This is a genomic window from Bordetella pertussis 18323 (assembly GCF_000306945.1).
GTDB classification, from domain to species: domain Bacteria; phylum Pseudomonadota; class Gammaproteobacteria; order Burkholderiales; family Burkholderiaceae_B; genus Bordetella; species Bordetella pertussis.
In genome coordinates, this window is sequence record NC_018518.1 from 664,653 (window position 1) to 687,907 (window position 23,255).

Consider the following 23,255-nt stretch of genomic DNA (forward strand, 5'->3'; position numbering starts at 1 on the left):
GTCGCTCATGCCGTTCTGGCGCGAAGAAAAATCGGTCTGGCCGATCCCAAACCGGGAATTGTACCCCATCCGGGTTAACCAGGGTGGTAATTCTCAATACGCTTTAGACCAGCCGGCGGGTCAACCGATGCCGGCGCAACATCCAGCTGGCGAGCGCCGACAGCGCGAACACGGCGGCCGTGATTGCCGGCACGCCCCAGGCGTCCGGCCGCCAGGCGCGCGCCGCGCCGATGCGGTGGGCCAGGTCCAGGAACAGCGGATGGATCAGGTAGATGCCGAACGTGAGCGGCGCCAGGGCGGGCAGGGCGGGCAGCCTGGGCGAGCCGACGATCAGCTGGAACGCCGCCAGCGACATCAAGGGCACGGTGACGCTGAAGTAATCATAGAAGTACAGATCCAGCGCGCGCGAATCGGACAGGGCGCTGACTCCCCAGGCCGTGGCGGCCACGCTGGCGGCCAGCACCAGGCCGGGACGTGGCATGCGCAACTCGCCATCGAAGATCAGCCGGCCGGCCACGAAATAACCCAGGTAGGGCAGGAACCAGGTCAGGAACAGCCCATTGCCGCCGCCCAGCGCGCGCCGGTACAGCGCATCGAGCACCGCCACGCCCAGGATCCCCACCACCCACAGCGCGCGGGCGCGCGGCTGGCTGCGGGCGTACAGCAGCCGCACCAGCGGCGCGAACAGGTACAGGCCCACGATCATGTACAGGTACCACAGGTGGTAGTAGGGCGCGCCTTCGGCCACCTTGCGGGGCCAGAACGAGAAGCCCAGGCGGCCGTCGTCCCACCAGTCCAGCGCGGTGCGCCAGGCCAGGTAGAAGAGGGTCCAGAACAGCAGCGGCGCGCACACGCGGGCCATGCGGCGGCTGTAGAAGCGCCGCGCGTCGTGCGGCTGGTCCGGGTCCAGCAGCAGCGCGCCGCTGACCATCACGAACACGGGCACGCACCAGCGCGCCGCGGAGTCGTAGAGGTTGGCCGCCAGCCAGGCGTGGCTGCCGTAGGCGGCGGGGTCGGATACGGTCTGGGCGGCGCTGTGCAGCAATACCACGGCAAGCGCGGCCAGCCAGCGGGCCGCGTCCAGCCGGGCGTATCGATCTTCGATCGTCGGCATGGCGCTCCTGCGCGGTCGGACTACTAGCCTATACCGTAGCAGCGCCGGCGGCGGCAGGGCTGTATCGAGGCGTTAGCAAGCGTGGCCGATGGCAGCGCCGGGCCCGGGCAAGGGCGGCCGCCCGGCAACATCTCGAGCGAGTGTCGTGCCGGACGGCGCCGCCGCGCGGCTTATTGCAGAACGATGTTGGCCTGCTTGATGAGCTGGCTCACCACAGGCTGCTCGTTCTTCATCTGCGTGGAGAGTTCCTGCGCGGTGCCGGAGCGCGGGTCGATGCCCATGGCCAGCATCTTGGTGCGCACGGTCTCGTCCTTCAGCGTGGCCTGCAGCGCCTGCTCCAGGCGCGCCCGCACCGCTTCCGGCGTGCCGTGGGGCGCGACGAACGTGAACCAGGCCGTCATCTCGTTGGGATAGCCTTGTTCGGTCAGAGTGGCCAGCTTGGGCAGCGTGGCCAGGCGGGTGGGGCTGGTGATGGCGAACACGTCGATCTTGCCGGCCTCGGCCTGCGGCATGCCGGTGGCGACCATGTCGAAGAACAGGTCCACGTCGCCGCTGATCAGCGCCGGCAGCGCCTGCGTGGCGCCCTTGAACGGCACGTGCAGGATGTCGATGCCGGCCTGCTTCTTGAACAGCTCGGCGGCCAGGTGCGAGGACGTGCCGGCGCCGAAGGTGGCGAAGGTCAGCTTGCCCGGATGCTGCTTGGCATAGGCCACGATGTCCTGGGTGCTCTTGAAGCCGTGCTTGGGGCTGGCCAGCAGTACCAGCGGGCCGATGCCGACCATGCCGATGGGAACGAAGCTGTCCGGGTCATAGGGCAGTTCCTTGTAGAGATAGCGGTTGGTCACCAGCGTGGAGTTGGTCGCCATGAGCAGGGTGTAGCCGTCCGGATTCTCGCGCGCCACGTATGCCGCGCCGATCGAGGTGCCGGCGCCGGCCTTGTTCTCGACGATCATGGGTTGGCCCAGGTCCTTGGCCATGCGTTCGGTCAGCAGGCGGGTCAGGACATCGGTGGCGCCGCCGGCCGGGAAGGGCGAGACGACCTTGATCGGCCGGGCTGGAAAGGACTGGGCCGAGACACTGGCTGCGGCCAGCGACAGGCTCAGGGCGGCGAGCAGTTGCAAACCTTTGCGTAGCATGAACTTCCCCTTGTGCGTATGGGTTGGGATGCAGGTGTGAGTCGAAGCGGGGAGGCACGCGGGCCGCGATGGCCCGCAAATTCGCTTTCCAAGCCGCAGGATGCGTGCTTAAATTCCGTTTATCGGAATTTTATTTTGCTATCCGAAATCAACTATAAAAACGACGCCATCCCAATGCAACCTTTTTCGACGCGGCCCCCCGATCCGGACGGCCTGCCGGCCAGCCAGCCGGCGCGGCGCAAGCGCGCCGCCAGCGCCGCCGGCGCGGCCTCGCCCGATTTCATTACCGCGCTGGCGCGCGGACTGGACGTGTTGCGCTGTTTCCGGCCCGGCGTGCGGGCCCTGGGCAATCTGGACCTGGCGCGCCTGACCGGTCTGCCCAAGCCCACCATCAGCCGCATTACTTACACGCTGACCGAGCTGGGCTATCTGCGCTACCACGCCGACACGGGCAAGTATTCGCCCGGCTACGCGGTGCTGGCGCTGGGGTTCGGCGTGCTCGCCAGCCTGGAGGTGCGCGAATTGGCCAAGGCCGGCATGTCCGAGCTGGCCGTGCAGACGGGCGGCGCGGTGGCGCTGGGCGCCTTCGACAACGATGCAATGGTGTACGTCGAGGCCATGCATGGCTCGCCGGCGCTGTACCTGCGCCTGCCGGTCGGTTACCGGGCCAGCCTGGACACGGCCATGGGCCGGGCCTACCTGGCCGCGCTGCCCGAGGCCGCGCGCCAGGCCCTGCTTGGGCGCCTGGGCCAGGCCGCGCCGCCGCCCGCCGTGGTGGCGCGGGCGGTCGAGGAGCTGAGCGCCGAAGGGTGCTGCTATGCCCTGGGCGAGTGGCAGTCGGGCATCAACGCCGTGGCGGTGCCGTTCGCCTCGGTCACCGGAGAGGGCGTGTTCGTCATGAGCTGCGGCGGGCCGCTCGGGCTGCTGCCCGAGCGCACCTTGCGCGAGCAGGTGGCGCCGGCGCTGCGCCAGGCGGCGGCGCGCCTTGCGGGCGGGGCCGGTTGAGCGGCGCGGTGCGCGAACGGGGCTATCTCGTACAATTCGGTTATTGATTCCGATCAACCCCACTTCGCGCCTTACCGGAGACCCGCGTGGCCTCATCCAAGCAAGCCGATCCACAGACCGACGCCCGTCCCCTGCCGCAGGATTTCGAAACCGCGCTCGCCGAACTCGAGTCGCTGGTGTCCGCCATGGAGAACGGGACGCTGCCGCTGGAGCAGTCGCTGTCCGCCTACCGGCGCGGCGTCGAGCTCGCGCGCGTCTGCCAGGACCGCCTTGCGCAGGCCGAGCAGCAGGTGAAAGTCCTGGAGGGCGATTTGCTGCGCCCGCTCGATCCCGCGGCGCTGGACGACGAATAAACGCATGAAGCAAAGTCATCTCGCCTGCGCCGACTGGCTGCGGGAACGCGCGCAGCATGTCGAGCACGTGCTCGACGAATTGCTGCCTGGCGCCGATATCGTTCCCACGCGGCTGCACGAAGCCATGCGCTATGCGGTGCTGGGCGGCGGCAAGCGGGTGCGCGCGGCCCTGGTCTACGCGGCCGGGCAGGCCTGCCCCGTCAACGGCAGCACGCTGGCCGTCGGGGCGTCGATGGACCGCGCCGCCGCGGCCGTCGAGCTGATCCACGCCTATTCGCTGGTGCACGACGACCTGCCGTGCATGGACGACGACACGCTGCGCCGCGGCCGGCCCACGGTGCATGTGCAATTCGACGAGGCCACGGCCATGCTGGCCGGCGATGCCCTGCAGCCGCTGGCCTTCGAACTGCTGGCCGGCATGCCGATCGCGCCCGCGCTGGTGGTGCAGGCCGCCCAGGTCCTGGCGCGCGCCGCCGGCAGCCAGGGCATGGCCGGCGGGCAGGCCATCGACCTGCACAGCGTGGGCCGCATGCTCACGCGCGACGAACTGCAGACCATGCACAGCATGAAGACCGGCGCCATGCTGGCGTGCAGCGTGACGCTGGGAGGCATCGTGGCCGGCGCCAGCTCGACCGCGCGCCAGGCGCTCGACAGCTACGCGCAGGCGATCGGCCTGGCGTTCCAGGTCGTCGACGATATCCTCGATGTGACGGCCGACACCGCCAGCCTGGGCAAGACGGCCGGCAAGGATGCGGCCGACAACAAGCCGACCTATGTATCCTTGCTGGGCCTGGAGCAGGCCCGCGCGCTGGCGCAGGAGTTGCGCCAGGCGGCCCACCAGGCTCTGGCGCCGCTGGGCGAGTCCGGCGCGCGGCTGGGCCAACTGGCAGATTTCATCGTACTCAGAGACCGCTGAACCCGGGCGGCCGGCGCCGCGCGCCGGACACCAAGACCATCTACCGAGCATGACGACAGAACTACTGGACCGTATCCTATCCCCGGCCGACCTCCGGCAACTGGACCGCCGCGAACTCAAGCGGCTGGCCGACGAGTTGCGCGGCTTCGTGCTCGAGTCGGTGTCGCGCACGGGCGGCCACCTGTCGTCGAACCTGGGCACGGTCGAGCTGTCGCTGGCGCTGCATTATGTCTTCGACACGCCGCATGACCGCATCGTCTGGGACGTGGGCCATCAGTCGTATCCGCACAAGATCCTGACCGGCCGCCGCGAAGGCATGGCGCACCTGCGCCAGCAGGGCGGCATCTCGGGTTTTCCCAAGCGCAGCGAGTCCGAGTACGACGCCTTCGGCACCGCGCATTCGTCCACCTCGATTTCCGCGGCGCTGGGCATGGCCGTGGCCTCGCGCAACGCCGGTGTGCAGCGCCAGCACATCGCCGTCATCGGCGACGGCGCCATGTCCGCGGGCATGGCCTTCGAGGCCATGAACAACGCGGGGGTCACGCCCAACATCAACCTGCTGGTCGTGCTGAACGACAACGACATGTCGATTTCGCCGCCGGTGGGCGCGCTCAATCGCTATCTGGCGCGGCTGATGTCCGGGCAGTTCTACGCCGCGGCCAAGAATGTCGGGCGGGCGGTGCTGCAGCATGTGCCGCCGGTGCTGGAGCTGGCGCGCCGGCTCGAAGAGCACGCCAAGGGCATGGTGACGCCGGCGACGCTGTTCGAGGAGTTCGGATTCAACTACGTCGGCCCGATCGACGGCCACGACCTCGACGCCCTGGTGCCCACCCTGCAGAACCTGCGGGCGCTGCCGGGCTTGCAATTCCTGCACGTGGTCACCCGCAAAGGCCAGGGCTACAAGCTGGCCGAGGCCGATCCCGTGCTCTACCACGGCCCGGGCAAGTTCGACCCCGCCGTCGGCATCCAGCAGGCCAAGGCGCCTGCCCGCAAGACCTTCACGCAAGTGTTCGGCCAGTGGCTGTGCGACATGGCCGAGCGCGACGAGCGGCTGGTGGGCATCACGCCGGCCATGCGCGAGGGCAGCGGGCTGGTCGAGTTCGAGCAGCGCTTCCCGCAACGCTATTTCGACGTGGGCATCGCCGAGCAGCACGCCGTGACGTTCGCCGCCGGGCTGGCCTGTGAGGGGCAAAAGCCCGTGGTGGCCATCTATTCCACCTTCCTGCAGCGCGGCTACGATCAGCTGGTGCACGACGTGGCGCTGCAGAACCTGGATGTCACCTTCGCGCTGGACCGCGCCGGCCTGGTGGGCGCCGACGGCGCGACCCACGCCGGCAACTACGACATCGCCTTCCTGCGCTGCGTGCCCAACATGGTGGTGGCCGCGCCGTCGGACGAGAGCGAGGCGCGCCTGCTGCTGTCGACGTGCTACGAGCATCCGGGGCCCGCTTCGGTGCGCTACCCGCGCGGCGCGGGATGCGGCGCCGCGGTCGGCGAAGGCCTCGCCACGGTGCCGCTGGGCAAGGGGCTGGTCCGCCGCGAAGGCCGCCGGATCGCCATCCTGGGTTTTGGTACCCTGGTGCAGGCGGCGCTGGGCGCGGCCGGCCAGATCGACGCCATGGTGGCCGACATGCGCTTTGTCAAGCCGCTGGACCGCGAACTCGTGCTGGAGCTGGCCGCGCGCCACGACGCGCTGGTCACCGTCGAAGAGGCGGCAATCATGGGCGGGGCGGGCAGCGCCGTGCTGGAGACGCTGGCCGAGGCCGGCGTGACCCTGCCGGTGCTGCAGTTGGGGCTTCCCGACGCGTTCATCGATCATGGCGACCAGGCCGCGTTGCTGGCCGGCCTGGGGCTGGACGCCGCGGGCATCGAGCGCGCGATCCGGGCGCGTTTCGGCGCATTGCTGGCTTGAGGCCGGGCGCGGCGGGAACGGACTGTTCCATCCCGGCATCCTACAGATGGAAGGGTTTTCCCTGCGTGCTCGGTGACTTTGCGCGATAATGGGCGCCCTCCGCTTCAAAATTTCTGGGTTACGCGCGACAGGCGGGCCCGTGACAGGTAAGGCGAAATGAATTCTCCTATTGATCCCGCGATCGTGATGCCCGATGTGCAAAGCTCGACGGATACGCGGCACATCCCGATCCAGCGGGTCGGCATCCGTGGCGTGCGCCACCCCATGCTGGTGCTGGCCGGCGATGGCGCGGCCCAGCCGACGGTGGCCAATTGGACGCTGACGGTAGCGCTGCCGGCGGAAGAGAAGGGCACGCACATGTCCCGCTTCGTGGCGCTGCTGGAAAAGTACCGCGCCACCCCCATGACGCCGGCGCTGTTTGCCGCCATGGCGCGCGAGATGCTGCCGCTGCTGCATGCCGAGCGCGGCGACATCACGGCCTCGTTCCCGTACTTCATCAACAAGTCGGCCCCGGTCTCCGGCGTGCAGAGCCTGCTCGACTACGAAATGCAGTGGATCGCGCGCGCGGTGGGCGAGCAGGTCGAGTTCGAGCTGGTGGCGCAGGTGCCGGTCACCAGCCTGTGCCCGTGTTCGAAGGCCATCTCCGAATACGGGGCGCACAACCAGCGTTCGCACGTGACGGTGTCGGCGATCGTGGATGGCGACTTCCGCATGGACGAGCTGATCCGCCTGGTCGAGGACGAGGCGTCGTGTGAGCTGTGGGGCCTGCTCAAGCGGCCTGACGAGAAGTACGTCACCGAGCGCGCCTATGACAACCCCAAGTTCGTCGAGGACCTGGTGCGCGACGTCGCCGCCCGCCTGAAGGCGCACCCGGGCATCGGCCGCTTCCGCGTCGAGGCCGAGAACTTCGAATCCATCCACAACCACTCCGCCTACGCCGTCGTGGAAGGCTGAGTGGCGCCTGCCGGTCCGGCCGCGACGGCCGTGGCCCGGGGCCTGGAGGGGCAATGCGTCCCTCAAATGCCCGATTCCGCTCGATCTTGCATCGGGAGGCGCAATCGGCGATAATCGAGAGCTTTCTTGCTCGACTGCCTGGTTTTGGGTGGCGGGCTATCCCTTGCCGGGGCCAGCATTGCATGGCTTGCCGGCGAGACATCCTCAAGGAGTCCATACATGCGTCACTACGAAGTAGTGTTCATCGTTCACCCCGACCAAAGCGAGCAGGTGCCCGCCATGGTCGAGCGCTATCAAGCGCTTGTCACCGGCCAGAGCGGCACGGTGCATCGCCTGGAAGACTGGGGTCGCCGTCAACTGGCCTATCCCATCCAGAAGCTGGTCAAGGCCCACTATGTCTGCATGAACATCGAGTGCGGCCAGGCCACGCTGGATGAGCTCGAGCATTCGTTCCGCTACAACGATGCGGTGCTGCGCCACCTCGTCATCAAGACCAAGAAGGCGCCCGCCGCTCCTTCGATCATGATGAAGTCGGTCGAGCGCGAAGAAGCCCGCAAGGCGTCGGCTGAAGCCGCCGCGACCGCGACCGCGGCCGAGTAACAGGGCTCAGACAGAGCCTGGTTGGCAGACCCAGCGGCGACGGCAGGATGAACACTCTGGAGCTCAGCGCCCGCGTTCTCGAATGCGGTGCCATGCGCCACACTCCCGCCGGATTGCCTGCGTTGGAATTGCTGTTGGTCCACGAGTCCGAGGTCGTCGAAGCGGGGCATCCGCGCCGCGTCGAACTCACGATCTCCGCCGTGGCCCTGGGCGATCTGGCGTTGCTGTTGGCCGATACCCCGTTGGGGACCGAGATGCAGGTGCAAGGTTTTCTGGCACCAGCCCGCAAGGACTCGGTAAAGGTCAAGCTGCATTTGCAGCAGGCACGCAGAATCGCCGGCAGCATGGGACGCGATCCGCTGGTGGGTTGATGCCAGTCAGGCTTTGACGGACAGATAACGGGCGAACCGGCAACAGGCGCAAGGCGCCGGGCCGGCCCAAACCAAACAAAGAGGCACATATCATGGCTTTCTTCGGAAAACGCAAGGAAAAACGCAAATTCACGCAGCAGAACCCGCTGTTCAAGCGCCGCAAGTTCTGCCGCTTCACCGCTGCCGGCGTTGAAGAGATCGACTACAAGGATCTCGACACGCTGCGTGACTTCGTGCAAGAAAACGGCAAGATCATCCCGGCCCGCCTGACCGGCACCCGTGCGATCTATCAACGCCAGCTGGACACCGCCATCAAGCGCGCGCGCTTCCTGGCCCTGCTGCCGTACACCGACAACCACAAATAATCCAGGGGCACTGACATGCAAATCATCCTGCTCGAAAAAGTCGCCAACCTGGGCAATCTGGGCGAAGTCGTGCGCGTGCGCGACGGCTATGCCCGCAACTTCCTGATTCCCCAGAAGAAGGCCCGTCGCGCGACCGACGCCGCCCTGAAGGAATTCGAAGCCCGCCGCGCCGAGCTCGAAAAGGTCCAGGCCGAGAAGCTGGCCGCCGCCCAGGCCCTGGCCGAGCGTCTGAACGGCTTCCAGCTGAAGATCTCGCAGAAGGCTGGCGTGGACGGCCGTCTGTTCGGCTCGGTCACCAACGCCGACGTCGCCGAAGGCCTGCGCAAGGCCGGCTTCGAAGCCGTCGAGAAGTCGCAGGTGCGCATGCCCAATGGCCAGATCAAGGCCGTGGGCGAGTACCTTGTGCAAGCGGTGCTGCACGCCGACGTCGTTGCCGACGTGGTGGTGCTGGTCGAAGGCGAAATGGCCTGATTGTCCGGCATGCCTGAAAAAAGCCGGCCTGGTGCCGGCTTTTTTTTCGAGGGCGGCGCGGGCCGCGGGAGGCGCGCTACCATCAGCGCCATTGTTTCTGCTCAGGGGATGCCGGTTTGAACGAGCCGCCACTACACCACAACGCGCCGCCCGGCCTGCGGGCATGGCTCGATGGCGAACAGGCCGCGGCCATCCGTTCGGTCAAGGAGGTGACGGTCGATGGCGTGCCGTGCGTGGTGAAGCGCCGGCGCCCGGGCGTGCGCCGCGGCATCAGCTATGTGCTGCGCTACCTGCGCGCCTTTTTCCTGGCCTTGCTGTGCCGCATCCTGCTGGGCGAATTCCCGCGTCCCTCGGTGCTGCTGCGCAACGGCCTGGACTACGAGGCCGAACGCCTGCGCCGCCTGCTGCAGGCCGGCTGCCGGGTGCCCGAGGTCTGGTGGCAGGAGCCCGGCCTGCTGGTGCTCGAGCACGTGGGCGACGATCTGCCGTTTCGTCTGCGCCAGGCCGACGAGGCGGGGCGGATTGCGCTGGCCCAGGCCCTGGCGCGCGACCTGGCGGAATTCCACGGCCGCGGCATGTGGCACGGGGGCGCCCAGGTGCGCAACGTCACGCTGCGCGATGGCAGGCTGTGGCGCATCGATTTCGAGGAAAACATCGGCGGCGCGCTGTCGCTGCCCCTGGCGCAGGCCTATGATCTCTACCAGACGCTGGCGTCGCTGGTGAGCCTGCGCAAATTGCCGCCCGAGCAGGCGTCCCATCTGGGTAAACTCGTCCTGGACACCTATTTCGCGGCCCATCCCGATTCCGAAGTGCGCGCGCGCATGCGGCGCATCGCGCGCCTGATCTGCGGCGCCGCCCGCTTGCTGCGGCCGCTGGGCGGCCGCCTGCCATGGCGCGACGTACGGGCGTTTTTCCGGGTGGCCGAAACCCTGAGGTTACTATTGCATCCATGAATACCCCTGCCGATCCCCAGCTCGAATACCTGCGCGTGCCGCCGCACTCGATCGAGGCCGAGCAGTCGGTGCTGGGCGGCCTGTTGCTGGACAACGCCGCCTGGGACCGCATCGCCGACGTCCTGGTCGAGGAAGACTTCTATCGCCACGACCACCGCCTCATCTGGCACCATATCGCCCGGCTGATCGGCCTGGCCCGCCCGGCCGACGTCATCACCGTCAATGAATCGCTGGCCAGCGCCGGCAAGTCCGAGGAGGTGGGCGGGCTGGCCTATCTCAACGCGCTGGCGCACAACACCCCGTCGGCGGCCAACATCCGCCGCTATGCCGAGATCGTGCGCGAGCGCGCCATGCTGCGCAAGCTGGTGTCGATCGCCGACGAGATCTCGGCGGCCGCGCTCAATCCGCAAGGCAAGGAGGCCCGCCAGTTGCTGGACGAGGCCGAATCCAAGGTGTTCAAGATCGCCCAGGAAGGCGAACGCGGCTCGGCGGGTTTCCAGGAAATCCAGCCGCTGCTGACCCAGGTGGTAGAACGGATCGACGAGCTGTATCACCGCGAAAGCGAGTCCGATGTCACCGGCGTGCCGACCGGCTTCGCTGATCTGGACAAGATGACTTCCGGGCTGCAGGCCGGCGACCTGGTCATCGTGGCCGGCCGTCCGTCCATGGGCAAGACCTCGTTCTCGATGAACATCGGCGAGCACGTCGCCATCGAGCAGGGGCTGCCGGTGGCGGTCTTCTCGATGGAAATGGGCGCGGTGCAGCTGGCCATGCGTATGCTGGGCTCGGTGGGCATGCTCGACCAGCATCGCATGCGTACCGGCAAGCTGGTCGCCGACGATTGGCCGCGCGTCACCCACGCGGTGCAACTGATGCAGGACGCGCAGGTCTACATCGACGAAACGCCCGCGCTCAGCTCGATGGAAGTGCGCGCCCGCGCGCGGCGCCTGGCGCGCCAGTGCGGGCAGCTGGGCCTGATCATCATCGACTACCTGCAGCTGATGTCGGCCAACAGCGCGGGCGAAAACCGCGCGACCGAAATCTCGGAAATCAGCCGCTCGCTCAAGGGCCTGGCCAAGGAGCTCAACTGTCCGCTGATCGCGCTGTCGCAGCTCAACCGCAGCCTGGAGCAGCGCCCCAACAAGCGGCCGGTAATGAGCGACCTGCGCGAATCCGGCGCCATCGAGCAGGACGCCGACGTGATCCTGTTCATCTATCGCGACGAGGTCTACAACCCGGACTCGCCCGACAAGGGCTCGGCCGAGATCATCATCGGCAAGCAGCGTAACGGTCCGATCGGCACCGTGCGCCTGACCTTCCAGGGGTCGAGCACGCGCTTTCTCAATTTCGCGCCCGGCACCCAGTACTGAGCCCGGCCGCCGCGCCCGGATCAGTCCGGGCGCTTGCCGTAGCGCGTGGCCAGCACGGCGCACACCATCAGCTGGATCTGGTGAAACAGCATCAGCGGCAGCACGATGGCGCCCACGGCCTGTCCGGCAAAGATCACCTGGGCCATCGGGATACCGCTGGCCAGGCTCTTTTTCGAGCCGCAGAACAGCAGCGTGATGCGGTCGGCCACATCGAATTTGAACAGCCGCCCCAGCAGCAGCGAGCCCGCCATCGCCAGGACCAGGATGATGCAGCACACGGCCAGCAACCCCAGCAGCGCCGGGATCGGCGTATTGCTCCACAGGCCTTCGTTGACCGCTTCCGAGAAGGCGGTGTAGACCACCAGCAGGATGGATCCCTGGTCGACCCACTTGAGCAGCGCCTTGCGGCGATGCACCCAGGCGCCGATCCAGGGCCGCAGCAATTGCCCCAGCACGAAGGGCAGCAGCAGTTGCAGCATGATCTTGCCGACCGCGTCGAACGAAATCGGCGCGGCCGCGGCGCTGGCCACGACGGTGCCCACCAGCAGGGGAGTGATGAAGATGCCCAGCAGGCTGGAGGCCGATGCGCTGCAGACGGCGGCCGGCACGTTGCCGCGCGCGATCGACGTGAAGGCGATGGCCGACTGTACCGTGGCCGGCAGGCAGCACAGGAACAGCACGCCCAGGTACAGTTCGGGCGTGACCAGCGGCTCGAGCACCGGCTTGAGGGCGACCCCCAGCAGCGGAAACATCAGGAACGTGGCCGGGAAGATCGTCAGGTGCAGGCGCCAGTGCGTGACTCCCGCCACGATGGCGTCGCGCGACAGGCGCGCGCCGTGCAGGAAGAACAGCAGCGCCACGGCCAGGTTGGTGATCCAGCCGAACGCGACGATGCCTTGCCCGTAGGCGGGCGCCAGGCTGGCGATGATGACGGTGGCGACGAGCAGGAGCGTGAAACGATCGGGCAGAAAGCGGGCAATGCGTTGCATCGGATTGGAGGAGGCGCTGAGAGTGTTTGGGTCGCCGCTATTGTAGGGTGCGCGGGATCAGGCCATCGTCAGCTGGCGGTCAGGTCATCGCCAGCGCGAGGTCGAAGGCCGCGACCAGCGACGCGTGGTCGGCGATGCCCTGCCAGGCGATGTCGAACGCGGTGCCATGATCGACGCTGGTGCGCACGAACGGCAGGCCGACGGTGACATTGACGCCCTGGTCCAGCCCCAGGTACTTCACGGGTATCAGGCCCTGGTCGTGGTATTGCGCCACGACGATGTCGAACTCGCCGCGGCGGGCTCGCATGAAGACGGTGTCGCCCGGCCACGGGCCCGAGGCATCGATGCCTTCGGCGCGCGCCTGGGCCACCGCGGGGGCGATGATGTCGATGTCCTCGCGGCCGAATTTGCCGTCTTCGCCGGCGTGCGGGTTCAGGCCCGCCACCGCCACGCGTGGCCGCGTCACGCCCATCTGGCGGCAGGCGCGGTCGGCCAGCCGGATCGCGCGCAGCTCGGCCTGTGGCGTGATCTGCGCCACCACCGCCGCCAGCGGAATGTGTATGGTGACCAGCAGCACGCGCAATTCGTCGTTGGCCAGCATCATGGCGAAGTCGCGGGTGCCGGTGCGTTCGGCCAGGATCTCGGTGTGGCCCGGCTGGTCGATGCCGGCCAGTTGCATGGATTTCTTGTTCAGCGGCGCGGTGACGATGGCGCGTATGCGTCCCGCTCGCGCATCGTCGATCGCGGCGCACAGGTAGTCGTAGGCGCCCTGGCCGGCCGCCGCGCTGACGCGTCCGGCGGGCAGGTCGGGCGGCAGCGGCGTGCCGCGGGCGATGACTTCGATACAGCCGGGTTGGCCGCTGGCCTGGTCGATGGCGGCCAGTTCGAGCACGCGCAGCCGTGCGCCCAGCAGTTCGGTGGCGCGCCGCATGATGGCCGGGTCGCCGTAGACGACGGCGGGCGCGCCCAGGCCCTGGGCGCAGGCCTTGGCGATGATTTCCGGGCCGATGCCGGCGGCGTCGCCCATGGTGATGCCGACGGGAAGGGGGGCGGTCATGGTTGCAGTGGTGCGGAAGTCGGGAATGCGACCATGCTACACCGCCGGGCACGCCGGGCAAAAAAAGAAGGCCCCGCAGGGCCTTCTTCCGGCATGGGTGGATGCTAGAGCACGTCGCCGGCGTAGTCGGCCAGGCGGGAGCGTTCGCCGCGCTGCAAGGTGACGTGGCCGGAATGCGGCCAACCCTTGAAGCGGTCCACCACGAAGGTCAGGCCGGAACTGCCTTCGGTCAGGTAGGGCGTGTCGATCTGCGCCACGTTGCCCAGGCAGACTACCTTGGTGCCGGGGCCGGCACGGGTGATGAGCGTCTTCATCTGCTTGGGCGTGAGGTTCTGCGCCTCGTCGATGATGAGGTACTTGTTCAGGAAGGTGCGGCCGCGCATGAAGTTCAGCGACTTGACCTTGATGCGCGAGCGGATCAGGTCCATGGTGGCGGCGCGGCCCCAATCGCCGCCTTCGCCTTCGCCCATGTTCAGCACGTCCAGGTTGTCTTCCAGCGCGCCCATCCAGGGCAGCATCTTCTCTTCCTCGGTGCCCGGCAGGAAGCCGATGTCTTCGCCCACCGGCACCGTGACGCGCGTCATGATGATCTCGGTGTAGCGCTTGGTCTCCAGTACCTGCGTGATGCCGGCGGCCAGCGCCAGCAGCGTCTTGCCGGTGCCTGCCTGGCCCAGCAGCGACACGAAATCGCATTCCGGGTTCATGAGCAGGTTCAGGGCGAAGTTCTGCTCGCGGTTGCGCGCCGTGATGCCCCAGACGTTGTTCTTGCCGTGGGTGTAGTCGCGCAGCGTGGCCAGCACCGCCGTCTTGCCGCTGACTTCGCGCACCTGTGCGTACAGGGGCATCTGGCCTTCGAAATACACGAACTGGTTGACCAGGAACTGCGCGCACAGCGGCCCGCGGATGCGGTAGAAGGTCGTGCCGCCCTGTTGCCAGGATTCCACGTCCTTGCCGTGCTTGTTCCAGAAGTCTTCCGGCAGCTGCGTCACGCCGGAATACATCAGGTCGGTGTCTTCCAGGACGTGGTCGTTGTAGTAGTCCTCGGCGGCCATGCCCAGCGCGCGGGCCTTCAGGCGCATGTTGATGTCCTTGGACACCAGCACGACCTCGCGCTGCGGGTGGCGTTCCTGCAGCGCGCGCACCACGCCCAGGATCTGGTTGTCGGCCTTGCCCATGGGCAGGTCGGACGGCAGCGTGCTGTGGATGGCGGTGGTCTGGAACATCAGGCGCCCCGTGGCGTCCTTGTTGCCCAGGGCATTGAGCGCCAGGCCGTCATCCAGGTTGTCGGCATCCTGCACCAGCGAATCGAGCGAGCGGCTGACCTGGCGCGCGTTGCGCGCCACTTCCGACATGCCCTTCTTCTGGTGGTCCAGTTCTTCCAGCGTCATCATGGGCAGGAAGATGTCGTGTTCCTCGAAGCGGAACAGCGACGAGGGGTCGTGCAGCAACACATTGGTGTCCAGCACGAACAGCTTGCGCGCCGCGCTGTCGGTCCGTGCACGGGGCTTGCGCGCGGGCGCCGGCCTGGCGGCGGGGCGATTGGCCGCCGGCGCGGGGGCCGGGGCGGGCGCGGGCGCCGGCGCTGCCACCGGGCGCGCCGGCGCCTTCTGCTGCGCCTTGCGCGCCGGCGCCAGGCCGGCGAGTTCGGGCTGCAACAATGGCTCGTCAGTGTTGCCGGCGACCGCGGGTTTGCTGTTGGTACGTGCTGCCTTGGCGCGGGCGGTATCGCCCGAAGGGAAGGTCAGGATGGCTGCGGGACGATTGGGCAACTTCGGAAGCGGCATAGGTGTCACTCTCCTGTGTGAGCCGGCTTGGGGTCCTGTGTGAGCCGGCTTGGGGCGCCTGACAATGGGCAATATAGGCTTAGCCGATGCTCTTGGCGGCTTGCAGGACTTCCTTGGCGTGGCCGGGTACTTTCACCCCGCGCCACTCCTGCACCAGCACGCCATAGGCGTCGATCAGAAAGGTGCTGCGTTCGATGCCGCGCACCTGTTTTCCGTACATGTTCTTCTGCTTGATGACGCCGTACAGATTGCACACGGTTTCGTCGGCGTCGGAGATCAGCGGGAAGGGCAGCTCGTACTTGGTCTTGAAATTCTCGTGCGATTTGAGCGAGTCGCGCGATACCCCCAGCACGATGGTGCTGGCGGCCAGGAAGTCCTCGTACAGGTCGCGAAAGTCCTGGCTTTCGGTGGTGCAGCCGGGCGTGTTGTCCTTGGGATAGAAATACAGCACGACCGCGCGGCCCTGGCACTGGTCCAGGCTCACGGGGCCGATGGTGCTTTCCGCTGTGAACAGCGGGGCGGGTTTGCCTATCAGCGGGGTCATCGCTAGGAGTCTCCGTCGGGAAGGAGGGCGACGACGACGCGTCGGCCCTCGGCCATCAGAATGTTGTAGGTACGGGCGGCGGCCTGGGTGTCCATCGCCTCGACGCCCACGCCCATTGCCAGCAGCGGGCGCACCTGCTCGGGGCCGAGCAGGTGCTGGCGCCTGCCGGTGCCTACCAGCAGCACTTCGGGGGCGTTGGCCGGGCGCGCGCCGGCGCCTGCCTCGGGCTCGTCCAGGAATGCCAGCGGATCGCGGACTACCTCGGCCAGACCGGCGGCTTGTTGCAGGAGGGAGGCGGTAATGTCGGCCGGACGCTGGACCGGCCAGCTTGCGACCGGGCCTTCGGGCGCGAAGGCGATGGCGTGGGAAAAGCGGACCTGGTTGACTTCGATGTAGCCGTCACCATAGGCGGTGACGGTATTCAGCGCCGTCGCAGGATCGGTATGCAGCTTCAATAAAAACTCCGACTATGTGGTTCCGATAATAGCGCATCGGCATGACAGCATGTTGCAGGGTATCCACGGGGCCGGCGGGGACGGATCAATGTCCATTTGCCGGGCGGGCGGGCTTGCGCTAGATTACAGGGTTTTGTTGCGCTGCAATCTTGCGGCGCGCCGGCCGCGCGCGGCCTTTTCCCGCCCCTCTTTCTGTCGCCCTTTAGGATTCCCATCATGAGGAAGTTCTCCCGCATCGAGCGTTTGCCGCCGTACGTGTTCAATATTACCGGCGAGCTCAAGATGGCGGCACGACGGCGCGGCGAGGACATCATCGACATGTCGATGGGCAACCCCGATGGCGCGACGCCGCAGCACATCGTCGACAAGCTGGTCGAGGCCTCGACCCGGCCCGATACGCATGGCTATTCGGTCTCCAAGGGCATCCCGCGCCTGCGCAAGGCGATTTGCGACTGGTACATGCGCCGCTACGCGGTGGAGTTCGACCCGGATTCGGAAGCCATCGTCACCATCGGCTCGAAGGAGGGCCTGGCGCACCTGATGCTGGCGACGCTGGATCGCGGCGATACGGTGCTGGTGCCCAACCCGAGCTACCCGATCCACATCTACGGGGCGGTGATCGCGGGCGCCAACATCCGTTCGGTGCGCATGACGCCCGGCATCGACTTCTTCGAGGAACTCGAACGCGCCGTGCGCGAGTCGATTCCCAAGCCCAAGATGATGATCCTGGGCTTTCCCAGCAACCCGACCGCGCAGTGCGTCGACCTGTCGTTCTTCGAGCGCGTGGTCGCGCTGGCCAAGGAGCACGACATCCTGGTGGTGCACGACCTGGCCTACGCCGACGTCTGTTTCGACGGCTATGTCGCGCCGTCCATCATGCAGGTGCCCGGCGCGCGCGACGTGGCGGTCGAGTTCTTCACCATGAGCAAGAGCTACAACATGGCCGGCTGGCGCATCGGCTACATGGTCGGCAACCGCGAGCTGGTCGGCGCGCTGGCGCGCATCAAGAGCTACCATGACTACGGCACGTTCACGCCGATCCAGGTGGCCTCGATCGCGGCGCTGGACGGCCCGCAGGATTGCGTCAACGAGATCGTGGCGCAATACCAGCGCCGCCGCGACGTGCTGGCGCGCGGCCTGCACGAGGCAGGTTGGAATGTGGAGATCCCGAAGGCGTCCATGTATATCTGGGCGCAGATCCCCGAGCCCTACAGGGCGATGGGTTCTTTGGAGTTCGCCAAGCGTGTCCTGTCGGATGCGAAGGTGGCCGTGTCCCCCGGGATCGGCTTCGGCGAGTATGGCGACGAGTACGTACGCTTCGCTCTTATCGAAAACGAGCAGCGCACCCGGCAGGCGGTGCGCGGCATCAAGGATATGTTCCGCAAGGACGGTTTGCTTAAATGAATCCGATGAAGGTGGGCCTGTTGGGCCTGGGCGTGGTGGGCGGCGGCACCTGGGCGGTGCTGGCGCGTAATGCCGAAGAAATCGCACGGCGCGCCGGACGGCGCATCGAAGTCAGCCGCATCGCCGTGCGCGACGTGGCCAAGGCGCGCAGCCGCGTCGGGGATGGCGTCGAGATTTCGACCGACGGCTTTGCCCTGGTGCGCGATCCGGCGGTCGACATCGTGGTCGAATTGATCGGCGGCGATACGCTGGCGCGCGAGCTGGTGCTCGAAGCCATTGCCCAGGGCAAGCATGTCGTCACCGCCAACAAGGCGCTGCTGGCCAAGCACGGCAACGAGATCTTCGCCGCCGCTTCGGCCCGCGGCGTCATGGTGGCGTTCGAGGCCGCGGTGGCCGGAGGGGTGCCCATCATCAAGGCGATCCGCGAAGGCCTGACCGCCAACCGCATCGAATGGGTGGCCGGCATCATCAACGGCACCACCAATTTCATCCTGTCCGAAATGCGCGCCCGCGGGCTGCCGTTCGCCGACGTGCTGGCCGAGGCGCAGCGCCTGGGCTACGCCGAGGCCGACCCCACCTTCGACATCGAAGGCGTGGACGCCGCGCACAAGCTGACCCTGCTGGCCTCGCTGGCCTTCGGCGTGCCGGTCCAGTTCGACAAGGCCTATGTCGAGGGCATCACGCAACTGGCCCAGGAGGACATCGCCCACGCCGAGCGCCTGGGCTATCGCATCAAGCTGCTGGGCATCACCAAGCGGCGCGTCGATGGCATCGAGCTGCGCGTGCATCCGACGCTGGTGCCGGCCGAGCGCTTGCTGGCCAATGTCGAGGGCGCCATGAACGCCGTGCTGGTGCGCGGCGATGCCGTGGGGCCCACGCTGTACTATGGCCAGGGCGCCGGCGAAGAGCCCACCGCGTCGGCGGTGGTGGCCGACCTGGTCGACGTGACCCGCCTGCACACGGCCGACCCCGGCCACCGCGTGCCGCACCTGGCCTTCCAGCCCGATGCGCTGTCCGACCTGCAGATCCTGTCGATCGAGGAAGTCAGCACCTCCTATTACCTGCGCATGCGGGTCGACGACCAGCCCGGCGTGCTGGCCGACATCGCGCGCATCCTGGCCGACCGCTCGATTTCCATCGGTTCGATGATCCAGCAGCCCGCGCGCATCGGCGGCGCCGACATCATCTTCCTGACGCACGAAGCCGTCGAAGGCAATGTGAACCAGGCCATCGAGCACATCGAAGCGCTGCCGTTCGTGCGTTCGAAGGTGACGCGCCTGCGCATGGAAAACCTCACATGAAGTACATCTCGACCCGCGGCGGCATGGCCCCGCAGAGTTTCTCCGACATCCTGCTCGAAGGCCTGGCGCCCGACGGCGGGCTGGCCATCCCCGAGCAGCTGCCGCAAGTCGACGCGGCCACACTGGAGTCCTGGCGCGGGCTCTCGTACGCCGACCTGGCCTTCGAAGTGCTGTCGCTGTTCGCCACCGACATCCCGGCCGAGGACCTGCGCGGGCTGACGCGCGCAGCCTACCGGCAGGGCGTGTTCAAGAGCGAAGACATCGTCCCGGTGCGCGAGCTGGGGCAGGGGTTGCAGCTGCTGGGCCTGTCCGAGGGGCCCACGCTGGCCTTCAAGGACATGGCGATGCAGTTTCTCGGCCAGGTCTTCGAGTACGTCCTGACGCGGCGCGGCACCACGCTGAACATCGTCGGCGCCACCTCCGGCGATACCGGGTCGGCGGCCGAGTACGCGCTGCGCGGCAAGCAGGGCGTGGCCGTGTTCATGCTGTCGCCGCACGGCCGCATGAGCGCATTCCAGCGCGCCCAGATGTACTCGCTGCAGGATGAGAACATTCACAATATCGCGGTGCGGGGCGTGTTCGACCAGGCGCAGGACATCGTCAAGCAGCTGGCCGGCGACCTGGCGTTCAAGACGCGCTATCGCCTGGGCGCGGTCAACTCGATCAACTGGGCGCGCATCGCCGCCCAGGTGGTGTACTACTTCCACGGCTGGCTGCGTGCCGCGCCCAAGGGTGGCGAGGTGTCGTTCGCGGTGCCTTCGGGCAACTTCGGCAACATCCTGTCCGGGCACATCGCGCGCGGCATGGGCGTGCCGATCCGCCGCCTGGTGCTGGCCACCAACGAGAACAACGTTCTCGAGGAGTTCTTCCGCACCGGCGGTTACCGCCCGCGCGGTCCCGAGCACACCTACGCCACCTCCAGCCCGTCGATGGACATCTCGCGCGCCTCGAACTTCGAGCGCTTCGTGTTCGACCTGGTCGGGCGCGACCCCGGCCGCGTGGCGTCGCTGTGGGCCGACCTGGCGCGCGACGGCAGCTTCGACCTGTCGGCGCTCAAGCCGCAGTTCGAAACCCGCTACGGGTTCGTGGCCGGCGCCAGCTCGCACGCCGACCGCCTGCAGACCATACGCAATACCTTCGACGAAACCGGCGTGCTGGTCGACCCGCACACGGCCGATGGCATCAAGGTGGCGCGCCAGTTCGTCGAGCCGGGCGTGCCCATGCTGGTGCTCGAGACGGCCCTGCCGGCCAAGTTCGCGGAAACCATCGAGGCGGCGCTCGGGCGCACCGTGCCGCCGCCGGCTGACCTGGCCGACCTCGAATCGCTGCCCCAGCGCGTGACGCTCATGGACTGCGACGCGCAGGCGGTGCGGGCCTTCATCGAGGCCCACGCCAAAGTGTAAAGACGCCTTGCAGGCTGTTTGCAAGGGCAACCCCCGGCCGCCGCAAGGCGCCCGGGGGTTGCCTTTTCATGGCCGTCCATACAGGGGAGAAACAGGGCATGCGCGACGGGGACGCAGCGATTACAGTCCCATGCATTTTGACCACATCCGGTCACCGCGCGGGACGGGCTGGCGCACTACAGTGAAACGACATTGTCACTTTGGAGATTGCCCATGACCCTGAAAACCATGACGCTGGCTTTTGCCGTAACCGGCCTTGGCGTGTTGGCGGGATGCTCATCGCCCTCGGTGGTACAGCAGCGCGATGGCAGTCAGGTCGTGACGCCCGACGAGCCGAAGTACAACGAGGACACCGGCTTCTACGAGTACGAGAAGGACGGCCACAAGGTCCAGATGAACAAGGACGACGTCAAGACGATCGAGGAGGTCAAGTAGGCGAGGGTTCGCGGTCCAGGCTCGGCGAGGCTCTTCCCGCCGCCGCCGAACCGTGAAAAAAAGCCCGCCGGCGCGATGCTGGCGGGCTTTTCTCGCGCAAGCGGCCCTAGCTGTGAAGATTCAATAGGTTGTATGCATGGTTCATCCGAACCGGATTTGAGAAACTGGAAATCGCCACCCCCCCAGTTCACTCAAGGAGCCCGGCCGGATGAACACCCATAAGCATGCCCGATTGACCTTCCTACGTCGACTCGAAATGGTCCAGCAATTGATCGCCCATCAAGTTTGTGTGCCTGAAGCGGCCCGCGCCTATGGGGTCACCGCGCCGACTGTGCGCAAATGGCTGGGCCGCTTCCTGGCTCAGGGCCAGGCGGGCTTGGCCGATGCGTCCTCGCGCCCGACGGTCTCGCCCCGAGCGATTGCGCCGGCCAAGGCGCTGGCTATCGTGGAGCTGCGCCGCAAGCGGCTGACCCAAGCGCGCATCGCCCAGGCGCTGGGCGTGTCAGCCAGCACCGTCAGCCGCGTCCTGGCCCGCGCCGGTCTGTCGCACCTGGCCGACCTGGAGCCGGCCGAGCCGGTGGTGCGCTACGAGCATCAGGCCCCCGGCGATCTGCTGCACATCGACATCAAGAAGCTGGGACGTATCCAGCGCCCTGGCCACCGGGTCACGGGCAACCGACGCGATACCGTTGAGGGGGCCGGCTGGGACTTCGTCTTCGTGGCCATCGATGACCACGCCCGCGTGGCCTTCACCGACATCCACCCCGACGAGCGCTTCCCCAGCGCCGTCCAGTTCCTCAAGGACGCAGTGGCCTACTACCAGCGCCTGGGCGTGACCATCCAGCGCTTGCTCACCGACAATGGCTCGGCCTTTCGCAGCCGCGCCTTCGCCGCGCTGTGCCATGAGCTGGGCATCAAGCACCGCTTTACCCGACCTTACCGCCCACAGACCAATGGCAAGGCCGAACGCTTCATCCAGTCGGCCTTGCGTGAGTGGGCTTACGCTCACACCTACCAGAACTCCCAACACCGAGCCGATGCCATGAAATCCTGGCTACACCACTACAACTGGCATCGACCCCACCAAGGCATCGGGCGCGCTGTACCCATCTCCAGACTCAACCTGGACGAATACAACCTATTGACAGTTCACAACTAGGCCGGCAGGTCCCGGCGCATCGGCCGGCCTGCGAAATCACAGCGAGGAGAGGTGCGGTGCCCGAGAGCGGTATGGAAGCGGACATGGTTGCGATAGGCCGGGTGCGGGAGCAGATCGATCGCGTCCTGCGGGCGTGGGGCATGCCCGAAGCGCCGGCTGGCGTGACGGCCGACCTGATGGCCGAGACCGATTTGCTGGGCATCGACTCGCATGGCATTTCCATGCTGCCCTCCTACGAGGACAAGCTGCGCGCCGGCACGCTGCGCATCGATGCGCAGCCGCGGCTGGTGCGCGAGGGCACGGCCAGCGCCTTGCTCGACGGCATGGGCGGCCTGGGCCACCCGGTGGCGGCGCAGGCCATGCGGATGGCGGTCGACAAGGCGTTCGAGCATGGCGTGGGCGCGGTGTCGGTGCGCAATTCGCATCATTTCGGCGCGGCCGGCGTCTACGCGCGCCTGGCGGTGCAGCGCGGCGCCGTGGCGCTGGTGACCAGCAGCGCCACCACGCTCATCATGGTGCCTACCCATGGCGCCCGCCCCATGCTGGGCACCAACCCGATCGCATTCGGCGCGCCCGCCGCCCACAACGACGCGTTGCTGCTCGACATGGCTACCACCACCGTGGCCGCCAACAAGGTCAAGGTGTACGACTACTACGGCAAGCCCTTGCCGCCCGGCTGGGCGGTGGACGGGGCGGGCGCCGGCGTGACCGATTCGGCCGCCGCCATGCAATTCATCTTCCAGCGCCCCGAAGGCGGCCTCACGCCGCTGGGCGGCACCGCCGAGATGAGCAGCCACAAGGGCTACGGCCTGGCCATCATGGCCCAGGTGCTGGGCGGCACGCTGGGCGGCAGCCTGATGGCGGCGCGCCATGCGGCCCGGCGCAGGCCGGACGATCCCGATGATGTCGGTCATTTCTTCCTGGCGCTCGATCCGGACGCTTTTCGCGCCGGCGGCTCGTTCGAGTCCGAGATGGATGACCTCATCGACACGCTGCACGATACGCCCGCGGCCGACCCGGCCCAGCCGGTGCTGGTGCCCGGCGATCCGGAGGCGGCCGAGCGCGCGCGGCGCTTGCGCGATGGCGTGCCGCTGGCGGCGGCGCTGCGCGAACGGCTGCGGCGGATCTGCGAACGCAGCGGCGCCGAGTATGTGCTGGATGCCGGTTGAGCCGGCGGCGCACAAGAGCATTCATATCCCCGAGG

General features: G+C 67.5%; 24 protein-coding genes. 17 read left to right on the forward strand and 7 right to left on the reverse strand.

What is annotated here, in order from left to right:
• Window positions 1–103 precede the first annotated feature (103 nt).
• Both BN118_RS03195 and BN118_RS03200 read right to left on the reverse strand, forming a co-directional pair.
• Window positions 104–1,114, reverse strand: coding sequence for an acyltransferase (locus BN118_RS03195; protein WP_014905513.1), 1,011 nt, complete (start codon window positions 1,112–1,114; stop codon window positions 104–106).
• A 170-nt stretch (window positions 1,115–1,284) separates the two neighbouring features.
• A complete protein-coding gene (locus tag BN118_RS03200) occupies window positions 1,285–2,250 on the reverse strand; it encodes a Bug family tripartite tricarboxylate transporter substrate binding protein (protein ID WP_010931138.1) in 966 nt (321 codons plus the stop codon).
• Window positions 2,251–2,424: 174 nt separating this feature from the next.
• Between BN118_RS03200 and BN118_RS03205 the strand changes: the two genes are divergently transcribed.
• The 11 genes from BN118_RS03205 (at window position 2,425) to BN118_RS03255 (ending at window position 11,520) form a co-directional block, all read left to right on the forward strand.
• Window positions 2,425–3,255, forward strand: a complete 831-nt coding sequence (locus BN118_RS03205) for an IclR family transcriptional regulator (RefSeq protein ID WP_033446289.1) — start codon at window positions 2,425–2,427, stop codon at window positions 3,253–3,255.
• A gap of 86 nt (window positions 3,256–3,341) precedes the next feature.
• The gene (locus BN118_RS03210; protein WP_003813109.1) at window positions 3,342–3,608 is read left to right on the forward strand and encodes an exodeoxyribonuclease VII small subunit; all 267 of its coding nucleotides are present in this window, start codon (window positions 3,342–3,344) and stop codon (window positions 3,606–3,608) included.
• A gap of 4 nt (window positions 3,609–3,612) precedes the next feature.
• Entirely contained in the window at window positions 3,613–4,524 is a 912-nt protein-coding gene (locus tag BN118_RS03215; RefSeq protein WP_014905514.1) for a polyprenyl synthetase family protein, read from the forward strand.
• Window positions 4,525–4,573: 49 nt separating this feature from the next.
• On the forward strand, window positions 4,574–6,436 hold the full coding sequence (gene dxs, locus BN118_RS03220) for a 1-deoxy-D-xylulose-5-phosphate synthase (RefSeq protein ID WP_010931136.1): 1,863 nt from the start codon (window positions 4,574–4,576) through the stop codon (window positions 6,434–6,436).
• Between the two features lie 156 nt (window positions 6,437–6,592).
• Window positions 6,593–7,390 (forward strand): GTP cyclohydrolase FolE2, encoded by a 798-nt coding sequence (gene folE2 / locus BN118_RS03225; protein ID WP_003813103.1) that lies wholly within the window; start codon window positions 6,593–6,595, stop codon window positions 7,388–7,390.
• Window positions 7,391–7,609: 219 nt separating this feature from the next.
• Window positions 7,610–7,990, forward strand: coding sequence for a 30S ribosomal protein S6 (gene rpsF / locus BN118_RS03230; RefSeq protein ID WP_010926331.1), 381 nt, complete (start codon window positions 7,610–7,612; stop codon window positions 7,988–7,990).
• Window positions 7,991–8,037: 47 nt separating this feature from the next.
• Window positions 8,038–8,361, forward strand: coding sequence for a primosomal replication protein N (gene priB / locus BN118_RS03235; RefSeq protein WP_003813095.1), 324 nt, complete (start codon window positions 8,038–8,040; stop codon window positions 8,359–8,361).
• A 92-nt stretch (window positions 8,362–8,453) separates the two neighbouring features.
• On the forward strand, window positions 8,454–8,726 hold the full coding sequence (gene rpsR / locus BN118_RS03240) for a 30S ribosomal protein S18 (RefSeq protein ID WP_003813094.1): 273 nt from the start codon (window positions 8,454–8,456) through the stop codon (window positions 8,724–8,726).
• A 15-nt stretch (window positions 8,727–8,741) separates the two neighbouring features.
• A complete protein-coding gene (rplI, locus tag BN118_RS03245) occupies window positions 8,742–9,197 on the forward strand; it encodes a 50S ribosomal protein L9 (RefSeq protein ID WP_010931135.1) in 456 nt (151 codons plus the stop codon).
• Between the two features lie 116 nt (window positions 9,198–9,313).
• Window positions 9,314–10,150: a BUD32 family EKC/KEOPS complex subunit gene (locus tag BN118_RS03250; protein WP_003813091.1), complete on the forward strand. Its 837-nt coding sequence runs from the start codon at window positions 9,314–9,316 to the stop codon at window positions 10,148–10,150.
• A complete protein-coding gene (locus BN118_RS03255) occupies window positions 10,147–11,520 on the forward strand; it encodes a replicative DNA helicase (RefSeq protein WP_003813089.1) in 1,374 nt (457 codons plus the stop codon). The genes BN118_RS03250 and BN118_RS03255 overlap by 4 nt, the downstream gene beginning before the upstream one ends.
• Before the next feature lie 20 nt (window positions 11,521–11,540).
• On the opposite strand, the gene BN118_RS03260 is transcribed toward BN118_RS03255, so the two are convergent.
• The 5 genes from BN118_RS03260 to BN118_RS03280 form a co-directional block, all read right to left on the reverse strand.
• A complete protein-coding gene (locus BN118_RS03260; RefSeq protein ID WP_014905515.1) occupies window positions 11,541–12,509 on the reverse strand; it encodes a bile acid:sodium symporter family protein in 969 nt (322 codons plus the stop codon).
• 79 nt (window positions 12,510–12,588) lie between these two features.
• Window positions 12,589–13,566 (reverse strand): 4-hydroxythreonine-4-phosphate dehydrogenase PdxA, encoded by a 978-nt coding sequence (gene pdxA / locus BN118_RS03265; RefSeq protein ID WP_003813085.1) that lies wholly within the window; start codon window positions 13,564–13,566, stop codon window positions 12,589–12,591.
• A gap of 104 nt (window positions 13,567–13,670) precedes the next feature.
• Window positions 13,671–15,350, reverse strand: coding sequence for a PhoH family protein (locus tag BN118_RS03270; RefSeq protein WP_003813082.1), 1,680 nt, complete (start codon window positions 15,348–15,350; stop codon window positions 13,671–13,673).
• A gap of 79 nt (window positions 15,351–15,429) precedes the next feature.
• Complete coding sequence (locus tag BN118_RS03275; protein WP_003813079.1) at window positions 15,430–15,894, reverse strand: peroxiredoxin; 465 nt, start codon at window positions 15,892–15,894, stop codon at window positions 15,430–15,432.
• 2 nt (window positions 15,895–15,896) lie between these two features.
• Entirely contained in the window at window positions 15,897–16,349 is a 453-nt protein-coding gene (locus BN118_RS03280) for an Mth938-like domain-containing protein (protein ID WP_003813077.1), read from the reverse strand.
• 216 nt (window positions 16,350–16,565) lie between these two features.
• On the opposite strand from BN118_RS03280, the gene alaC reads away from it, so the two are divergent.
• From alaC to BN118_RS03310, 6 genes are all read left to right on the forward strand, one after another.
• The gene (gene alaC, locus BN118_RS03285; protein WP_010931132.1) at window positions 16,566–17,753 is read left to right on the forward strand and encodes an alanine transaminase; all 1,188 of its coding nucleotides are present in this window, start codon (window positions 16,566–16,568) and stop codon (window positions 17,751–17,753) included.
• Window positions 17,750–19,054 (forward strand): homoserine dehydrogenase, encoded by a 1,305-nt coding sequence (locus tag BN118_RS03290; RefSeq protein WP_003813074.1) that lies wholly within the window; start codon window positions 17,750–17,752, stop codon window positions 19,052–19,054. Before alaC ends, BN118_RS03290 begins: the two co-directional genes overlap by 4 nt.
• Window positions 19,051–20,457, forward strand: coding sequence for a threonine synthase (gene thrC, locus BN118_RS03295; RefSeq protein WP_010931131.1), 1,407 nt, complete (start codon window positions 19,051–19,053; stop codon window positions 20,455–20,457). The genes BN118_RS03290 and thrC overlap by 4 nt, the downstream gene beginning before the upstream one ends.
• Window positions 20,458–20,670: 213 nt before the next feature.
• Window positions 20,671–20,892, forward strand: coding sequence for a YgdI/YgdR family lipoprotein (locus tag BN118_RS03300; protein WP_003813070.1), 222 nt, complete (start codon window positions 20,671–20,673; stop codon window positions 20,890–20,892).
• Between the two features lie 208 nt (window positions 20,893–21,100).
• Window positions 21,101–22,051 carry an IS481-like element IS481 family transposase gene (locus BN118_RS03305; protein WP_005012808.1) on the forward strand — a complete coding sequence of 317 codons (951 nt, stop codon included), beginning with the start codon at window positions 21,101–21,103 and terminating at the stop codon, window positions 22,049–22,051.
• A gap of 56 nt (window positions 22,052–22,107) precedes the next feature.
• Entirely contained in the window at window positions 22,108–23,220 is a 1,113-nt protein-coding gene (locus tag BN118_RS03310) for an Ldh family oxidoreductase (RefSeq protein ID WP_003812917.1), read from the forward strand.
• Window positions 23,221–23,255: the final 35 nt, after the last annotated feature.

Excerpts from the sequence above, each read along its gene's own strand:
- BN118_RS03255 (WP_003813089.1), top strand. The coding sequence starts at position 10,147 with ATGAATACCCCTGCCGATCCCCAGCTCGAATACCTGCGCGTGCCGCCG.
- alaC (WP_010931132.1), top strand. The coding sequence starts at position 16,566 with ATGAGGAAGTTCTCCCGCATCGAGCGTTTGCCGCCGTACGTGTTCAAT.
- BN118_RS03300 (WP_003813070.1), top strand. The coding sequence starts at position 20,671 with ATGACCCTGAAAACCATGACGCTGGCTTTTGCCGTAACCGGCCTTGGC.
- thrC (WP_010931131.1), top strand. The coding sequence starts at position 19,051 with ATGAAGTACATCTCGACCCGCGGCGGCATGGCCCCGCAGAGTTTCTCC.
- rplI (WP_010931135.1), top strand. The coding sequence starts at position 8,742 with ATGCAAATCATCCTGCTCGAAAAAGTCGCCAACCTGGGCAATCTGGGC.
- BN118_RS03305 (WP_005012808.1), top strand. The coding sequence starts at position 21,101 with ATGAACACCCATAAGCATGCCCGATTGACCTTCCTACGTCGACTCGAA.
- BN118_RS03260 (WP_014905515.1), bottom strand. The coding sequence starts at position 12,509 with ATGCAACGCATTGCCCGCTTTCTGCCCGATCGTTTCACGCTCCTGCTC.
- BN118_RS03195 (WP_014905513.1), bottom strand. The coding sequence starts at position 1,114 with ATGCCGACGATCGAAGATCGATACGCCCGGCTGGACGCGGCCCGCTGG.
- BN118_RS03215 (WP_014905514.1), top strand. The coding sequence starts at position 3,613 with ATGAAGCAAAGTCATCTCGCCTGCGCCGACTGGCTGCGGGAACGCGCG.
- rpsF (WP_010926331.1), top strand. The coding sequence starts at position 7,610 with ATGCGTCACTACGAAGTAGTGTTCATCGTTCACCCCGACCAAAGCGAG.
- pdxA (WP_003813085.1), bottom strand. The coding sequence starts at position 13,566 with ATGACCGCCCCCCTTCCCGTCGGCATCACCATGGGCGACGCCGCCGGC.
- dxs (WP_010931136.1), top strand. The coding sequence starts at position 4,574 with ATGACGACAGAACTACTGGACCGTATCCTATCCCCGGCCGACCTCCGG.
- BN118_RS03270 (WP_003813082.1), bottom strand. The coding sequence starts at position 15,350 with ATGCCGCTTCCGAAGTTGCCCAATCGTCCCGCAGCCATCCTGACCTTC.
- BN118_RS03290 (WP_003813074.1), top strand. The coding sequence starts at position 17,750 with ATGAATCCGATGAAGGTGGGCCTGTTGGGCCTGGGCGTGGTGGGCGGC.
- folE2 (WP_003813103.1), top strand. The coding sequence starts at position 6,593 with ATGAATTCTCCTATTGATCCCGCGATCGTGATGCCCGATGTGCAAAGC.
- BN118_RS03275 (WP_003813079.1), bottom strand. The coding sequence starts at position 15,894 with ATGACCCCGCTGATAGGCAAACCCGCCCCGCTGTTCACAGCGGAAAGC.
- BN118_RS03205 (WP_033446289.1), top strand. The coding sequence starts at position 2,425 with ATGCAACCTTTTTCGACGCGGCCCCCCGATCCGGACGGCCTGCCGGCC.
- BN118_RS03200 (WP_010931138.1), bottom strand. The coding sequence starts at position 2,250 with ATGCTACGCAAAGGTTTGCAACTGCTCGCCGCCCTGAGCCTGTCGCTG.
- rpsR (WP_003813094.1), top strand. The coding sequence starts at position 8,454 with ATGGCTTTCTTCGGAAAACGCAAGGAAAAACGCAAATTCACGCAGCAG.
- priB (WP_003813095.1), top strand. The coding sequence starts at position 8,038 with ATGAACACTCTGGAGCTCAGCGCCCGCGTTCTCGAATGCGGTGCCATG.